This window comes from Nitrospinota bacterium, assembly GCA_035528715.1.
In the GTDB taxonomy this organism is placed as follows: domain Bacteria; phylum JADFOP01; class JADFOP01; order DATKYB01; family DATKYB01; genus DATKYB01.
The window spans coordinates 1-7,071 of the sequence record DATKYB010000010.1; the positions used below are offsets into that span (position 1 = coordinate 1).

Genomic DNA, 7,071 nt, shown 5'->3' on the forward strand with positions numbered 1-7,071 from the left:
TCATCTGGTTCCTCAGCTTCAGAATATCTCCCTGTATTAATTTCTACTGAATCGGTACCTAATTTATAACAAGTTTGAATTTCATCAATATTTGGATCAACAAAAAGGCTTACTCCTATTCCTTCTTTTTGCAAAATACTCATTGACCTCTCTAGTTTATCCGTGTTTTGAGAAACTTTTAATCCGCTTTCTGTAGTAATCTCCTGCCTTTTTTCAGGGACAAATGTTACAAAATCAGGTTTTATATCTTTTGCAATATTAATTATCTCTTGGGTTGCTGCCATTTCTAAATTAAGCTTTGTTTTAATGGTTTTTCTTAGAAGATAAAGATCTTTATCTTGAATATGTCTTCTGTCTTCTCTAAGATGGGCAGTAATTCCTTCAGCTCCAGCATTTTCCGCTAAAACGGCAGCATGAATGGGATCAGGCTCAACAGTTTTTCTTGCCTCTCTTAGTGTTGCTATGTGATCGACGTTTACAAATAATTTTGGCATTTGAATTCGAACTTATTTAAAATTTTTTTTAACAACTTTAGCTATTTCTTTCCCTATTCTATCTATTTTCTTTTTATCCCTTCCTTCCAACATAACTCTGATCAATTGCTCTGTGCCAGAAAGTCTTACTAATACCCTTCCAGAATTTCCAAGCTTCTTCTCTGCTTCTGAAATAACCTTTTTTATCTCAGGAATTTCATTAGGATTTCTCCTCTCATTTATTGGTATGTTAACTAAAATTTGTGGATATTTCTTTAAGCATTTGGATAACTGAGATAAAGACTTCTTTGTTCTATATATTATATTAAGTAATTGTAAAGCTGTTATTACTCCATCTCCAGTTGTATGATGGTTTAAAAATATAATATGTCCTGACTGCTCTCCTCCGAGATAAGCACCTGTTTTCAACATTTCTTCAATGACATATCTATCTCCAATTTGAGTCTTGGTTAGCTCACCACCCATTGTTTCAATAGCTCTATCAAAACCAAGATTACTCATAACAGTAGTCACAATCTTTCTGTTAGGTAGTTTGTTTTCCTCTATTAAATATTTTGCACATATCGCCATGATAAAATCCCCGTCTCTTACCTCTCCTTTCTCATCCACAGTAATTAATCTGTCACCATCTCCATCAAATGTGAGACCCAAATCTGCATTATTCTCAAGCAGCTTTTCTCTAATAAATTCAGGATAGAGGGAACCACATTTCATATTAATATTTTTTCCATCAGGTTCAATATTATAATAAATAACATCTGCGCCTAAATCCCTCAACAATTTAGGAACTATATAAGAAGTGGCACCATTGGCACAATCAACAACTATTTTCACTTTACTCAGATTTATATATCCATCTAAGGATCCTTTTACAAACGATAAATATTGATCCTCGAATCCAGTAGCGTTTATTATTCTACCAATTCCTTTTCCAGTAGGTCTATGGTTATCTATATCTCCATTTAATAATTTTTCTATCTCCTTCTCTTTTTCGTCAGGAAGTTTTAAACCATTGTTAGAAAAGATTTTTATCCCATTATCTTCATAGGGATTATGCGAAGCTGAAATAATTACTCCCATATCAGCACTTAGAGCCTTTGTAAGATAGGCTATTCCTGGGGTAGGCATCACTCCAACGTTTAACACATTACCTCCAGAAGAACAAATTCCAGCAGAAAAGGCTGCTTCGAGCATATCAGCAGACAACCTAGTATCCTTCCCAAGGATTATCTTCACCTCTTTATTGTTTTGTAACATTATATATGCTGCAGCTCTACCTATTTTAAATACTGTTTCAGGGGATAGAGGTTCAAGGTTGGCTCTTCCTCTTACTCCGTCTGTCCCAAAATATCTTCTCATTCATTCTCCCTTCTAAAACATTCTTCTTTTAAAGAAATTTAGACTTAAAGATTTCTAACGATTGTATCTTCACTTTATGCATTTTTAATTGCATCAGCTATCTGAGTAACTCTTTTAGCTTCTTTGACGTCGTGTACCCTAATAATATTTGCCCCATTAAGAATGCTGACTACTACTGTAGCTAATGTTCCTTCTAAAGACTCATCAACGGTCAAATCTAAAATTTTTTGAATGAAACTCTTTCTAGAAGTTCCTAAAAGGATTGGTCGTTTCAATGTTTTAAATTCTGAAAGTCTTTTCAATATTATGATATTATCATTGACTGTTTTTCCAAAACCTATACCAGGGTCTATGATAAATCTATCTCTTTTGATTCCTCCCTCAACACCCAATTTTATGCTTTTTTCTAGAGAGTCTTTGATATCTTCTATAAGGGAGAGATAAATTGGATTGTTTTGCATAGTTTTTGGCCTGTCATAGGTGTGCATGACTACGACAGGAACATCATCGTACTTGGAAATGACTTTAATAATTTTATCATCGAATTTAAAACCACTAATATCATTGATTATATCAGCACCTTCTTCTAAAGCCTGTCTTGCAACTTCATCTTTATAAGTATCAACTGATATAGGGATATTAAGAGTCTTAACTAAATTCTTGACAACGGGTAATATTCTATTCAGTTCTTCTTCAACTGTGATTGTTTCAGAGCCAGGCCTGGTAGATTCCCCTCCTACATCAATAATATCGGCCCCTTCTTCAGCCATCTTCTCAGCTTGGGCGATTGCGTTATCTAACTTATTATGAAAACCCCCATCATAAAATGAGTCGGGAGTAACGTTCAAGATTCCCATAATAAGAGTTTTGGGACCTAATTCAAGAGAAAACCTTCTGCATTTTAATTTGAAAAAATCTGGACTATTAATCACTGCTGAATCTTTGAGTACTAATCTTTCTAGTCACTTCTTTATCTATATTCTCTGTTTTTTTCTGTTTCTTTTTAGTTTCTTCCTTCTCTTCTAACTTCTTTTTACCCTTTTCTTTTTTATCCGGCTTACCATCAAAGACTATTTTATCAATCTCAGAACCATCCAAGACCTCATTTTCCAATAGTGCATTAGCTAGTGCATGTAATTTATCCGTATTTCCGTTTAAAAGGGTTTTTGCTCTATTAAAACTCTTTAAAACCATCTCTTTAACTTCTCTATCTATTTCTATTGCTGTCTCCTCACTGTAATTTTTATGGGTAACTAATTCTTTGCCTAAAAAAGGCTGTTCTTCTTTTTTCCCAAAGGCCAATGGACCCATCTTATCACTCATACCCCATTCACAAACCATTTTTCTAGCAAGGTCAGTTGCTCTTTCAATATCATTACCCGCTCCTGTCGTCGTATGGTTTAATACCAACTCTTCAGCAGCTCGACCTCCCATAAGAATGGTAAGACTGTTTAAAAGATATTCCTTAGGATAGTTATGCTTTTCATCTATTGGCAACTGTTGTGTAAGACCCAAGGATCTTCCTCTTGGAATAATTGTTACTTTATGAACCGGGTCAGTTCCTGGTATTAATCTTGCTACTAAAGCATGACCAGATTCGTGGTATGCGGTATTTCTCTTTTCTTCATCGCTAATAATCATACTCCTTCTTTCAGTGCCCATCATTACTTTATCTTTCGAAATTTCGAAGTCATCCATTGTTACCTTTTTCTTATTTTGTCTTGCAGCAAGAAGGGCTGCTTCATTAGCAAGATTAGCCAAATCGGCTCCAGAAAAACCAGGGGTACCCCTTGATAAAACTTCAATATCAACATCATCGGCAAGGGGAATGTTTTTTGTATGAACCTTTAAAATACCTGTCCTGCCTTTTATATCTGGACTTGGGACTACTACTTGTCTGTCAAAACGTCCCGGTCGCAATAAGGCCGGATCCAAAACATCAGGCCTATTTGTAGCTGCAATAAGAATTACTCCTTCATTAGATTCAAAACCATCCATTTCAACCAATAGCTGATTCAAAGTCTGCTCTCTCTCATCATGACCTCCACCTAGTCCTGCTCCTCTATGTCTACCAACAGCATCTATCTCATCGATAAAAATAATACAGGGTGCTTGCTTCTTTCCTTGTTCAAATAGGTCTCTAACTCGAGAGGCTCCCACGCCGACGAACATCTCCACAAAATCAGACCCACTGATACTAAAAAAGGGAACATCTGCCTCTCCAGCAATAGCCCTGGCCAGCAAAGTCTTTCCCGAACCAGGAGGCCCCATAAGGAGGACACCCTTTGGAATTCTTCCCCCTAATTTTTGGAATTTCTGAGGATCCTTTAAAAACTCTATTATTTCCTCAAGCTCTTCTTTTGCCTCATCAATACCAGCAACATCCTTAAAGGTTGCTTTCTTTTTTTGATCAGAAAGCAATCTCGCTTTACTTTTTCCAAAAGAAAGGGCTTTACTTCCCCCTGACTGCATCTGTCGCATAAAAAAGATCCATACTCCTATAAGAACGATCATAGGTAGCCAAGAAAGGAGTACATTTGTATACCAAGAGGCTTGTTCTGGAGGTTTTACCTTTATTTTAATCCCCTTCTCTCTGAGTATTTTAATCATTTCAGGATCTTTAGGGGCAAATGTTTTAAAAGGTTTGCCGTCATTAAACCTACCGGTAATATTATCGCCCTGAATATTTACCTCAACAATCTGACCGCTCTCAATAAAATTCATAAATTCACTAAAAATAATCTCTTTAGAAGAAGACTGAGGTTTACTAAAGATACTAAACAGGGCAAACATTATGAGCCCTATTACTAGCCATAAAGCCAAATTTTTATAAAACTGATTCAACGATAACCCCCAAAAGTTAAATTTCTTATTTCTTATTAATATTTTTACTATAACTATAATGTAATTACAATAAAAAAATCTTGCAATATAATGCCCTAAGTTATACAAACCTCAATCATTAGAGCTTTTTCTGACCTCTCAGTCAGTTTTACATCCTCACTTATTCTCTTTCCAGTTACCCACAGGATATTACTATTCTTGGCTATCAAAGGTAGAGTGTCTCTTTCCCTCTTTGGTATCTTCTCGTCAATAAAATATTCTTTTAAGTTTTTTTTACCCTTCATGCCTAAAGGATGAAATTTATCACCAGGTCTCCTATTTCTTATAACAAATACCTCTCCTGTTTTGTCAAAATCTAAAAAAGCAATATTCTTATTTTCAAAATCTATGCTTACTTTTTCAATCTCTTTAACTACGAAAATAAAGCGGTAGGAAAATTTTCCAATCTGAATACTGATCTCTCCAGGCACCTTAACATTATAATTATAATTAACACATTCAAAATTATCTTTCTCATTCTTAGTAAAAATAAGCTTATTATATTCCTTGCGCACAACTAGTCCTTTAGGAAGGTTTAAAGACTTGCCTGAAACATTTTTATCAAGAAGTTGCAAAATATCAGAAATATGTTTAAAGGAAACTCCTTTTATCTCTTTATTCAAAAGTTCTATTCCTCTCCTAATTAAACCTCTCTGAATAACTAAGGGATGTTTAGAGAATGAACTGATATCTATTTCTATTCTATTGTTTTCCTTTATACACAATATCTCATTCGAAATATCTTCTAATATCCCTTCTATGAAATCATCTTCAACCGCTAAAATATAACTGAGATTATTGAGTGCTTCTATAATATTTGGATTATATTCTTTTTTTAAGATAGGTATGAGTTCTAAACGGATCTTGTTTCTTAGATAGATTGGCTCAATATTAGAGGGATCAAGTAAATATTTAATATTATTTCTTTTTAAAAAATCTTCTATATCTTTTCTGTTTAAATCTATTAGAGGTCTAATAAATTTATTATCCCGAACAGGAGGAATTCCTCTAATTCCTCTACTCCCGGAACCTTTTATTATTCGAAACAATACAGTTTCTGCTTGGTCATCTGCTGTATGTCCAGTAGCTATCTTGTTTGCATTACATCTTTTAGCTTCTTCATTAAAAAAGTCATATCTTAACTCTCTTGCAGCCTCTTCAGGCGATAGCCTTTTTCTTTTCATATATTCAGGAACATCAACTTCTCTCAATATATAAGGCAAGCCGAGTTCTTCTGCTAAACTTTTAACAAATTCCTTAGCATTTTTAGAAAATTCTTGATGAAACATATGATTGAAATGTCCTACACAAATCACAATTCCAAACTCCTCTCTTAACCTATAAAGGGTATGAAGAAGAGCAACAGAATCTGGACCACCTGATACTCCTACAAAAACCCTATCTTTAAAATTCAACATGTTATATTTTTTAAGAGTTCTTCTTACTTTTTCTAGAAACATTTTATATTCAAAAAGATAGAAGTTTTTTAAAGTTAAGGTAGGAACAGGTTATAGATAGTTTTAATTAATAAAATTAGGAAATTTAATTAAGCTAGGCCTTCACTTTATTAAATAAAGAATCATTCGTTATGGTGGCGGTGCAGGGATTCGAACCCCGGACACTGCGGATATGAGCCGCATGCTCTGACCACCTGAGCTACACCGCCAAACATCTATTAAAAGCCTGATCAGGCTCATTCTTTTCTTAAGTTTAAAAATATTATGGAAGAGTGCTTGGCCTGAATACCGCTAAGAAAAACATAGCTGACAAAAGAAAGAAAAGGATTTCATAATTTACATTATTACTTGTAACACCAAAATACAAAGAAAAACTTCCCAATACAATATGAGCAGCTCTTTCCAAATTTCTTAATTCCATAAATTAATCCTCCCTATAAACCTTATTTCTTTGTTGTCGACTTGTTGAAATTACAAATATATATCATAATCATTATCTCAATACAAACAATTTAAGTAAGTATTAAAATTGAATTTTTATACTTACTTTTTATAAGATTCCAGTATCTCTCTACTTTTTTTAGCCTCATCCTTCAAAACATAAATCTTTATTTCTCCAAGCCCGTTAAGGGTTACTGGGAATTGTGAAACTCTCATAGATTTAATCCTGCAAATTATCCCTTCCCCTTCTAAAATACCTTTTATTATATGAGCTTCTGACTCATTATAAACTGAATATATCTTTACCCATTCTTCTTTCAAAAATCTCTTCCTTTTTATACTAAACTTTTTAAATGATACATGATTCTTGAATTGATGTCAATCTCCCTAAAATCAATAATAAACAAGCCTTTTCTAAAATATCGATTGAATTCTTT

Annotated in this window: 7 protein-coding genes and 1 tRNA gene; all 8 read right to left on the reverse strand. The window is 33.9% G+C overall.

What is annotated here, in order from left to right; translation table 11 throughout:
• Nucleotides 1-494: pyridoxine 5'-phosphate synthase (locus VMW81_00500; GenBank protein HUU49426.1), on the reverse strand; the 494-nt coding region annotated here is incomplete at its 3' end.
• Nucleotides 495-506: 12 nt separating this feature from the next.
• On the reverse strand, nucleotides 507-1,853 hold the full coding sequence (glmM, locus tag VMW81_00505) for a phosphoglucosamine mutase (GenBank protein ID HUU49427.1): 1,347 nt from the start codon (nucleotides 1,851-1,853) through the stop codon (nucleotides 507-509).
• A gap of 74 nt (nucleotides 1,854-1,927) precedes the next feature.
• Nucleotides 1,928-2,710, reverse strand: coding sequence for a dihydropteroate synthase (gene folP / locus VMW81_00510; protein HUU49428.1), 783 nt, complete (start codon nucleotides 2,708-2,710; stop codon nucleotides 1,928-1,930).
• Between the two features lie 67 nt (nucleotides 2,711-2,777).
• The gene (gene ftsH, locus VMW81_00515; GenBank protein ID HUU49429.1) at nucleotides 2,778-4,697 is read right to left on the reverse strand and encodes an ATP-dependent zinc metalloprotease FtsH; all 1,920 of its coding nucleotides are present in this window, start codon (nucleotides 4,695-4,697) and stop codon (nucleotides 2,778-2,780) included.
• Nucleotides 4,698-4,792: 95 nt separating this feature from the next.
• Nucleotides 4,793-6,154, reverse strand: coding sequence for a tRNA lysidine(34) synthetase TilS (gene tilS, locus VMW81_00520; GenBank protein ID HUU49430.1), 1,362 nt, complete (start codon nucleotides 6,152-6,154; stop codon nucleotides 4,793-4,795).
• A 171-nt stretch (nucleotides 6,155-6,325) separates the two neighbouring features.
• Nucleotides 6,326-6,402, reverse strand: a tRNA-Met gene (locus VMW81_00525).
• A 53-nt stretch (nucleotides 6,403-6,455) separates the two neighbouring features.
• The gene (locus tag VMW81_00530) at nucleotides 6,456-6,614 is read right to left on the reverse strand and encodes a hypothetical protein (GenBank protein HUU49431.1); all 159 of its coding nucleotides are present in this window, start codon (nucleotides 6,612-6,614) and stop codon (nucleotides 6,456-6,458) included.
• Between the two features lie 122 nt (nucleotides 6,615-6,736).
• Complete coding sequence (locus tag VMW81_00535) at nucleotides 6,737-6,955, reverse strand: DUF2007 domain-containing protein (protein HUU49432.1); 219 nt, start codon at nucleotides 6,953-6,955, stop codon at nucleotides 6,737-6,739.
• Between the last annotated feature and the right edge of the window lie 116 nt (nucleotides 6,956-7,071).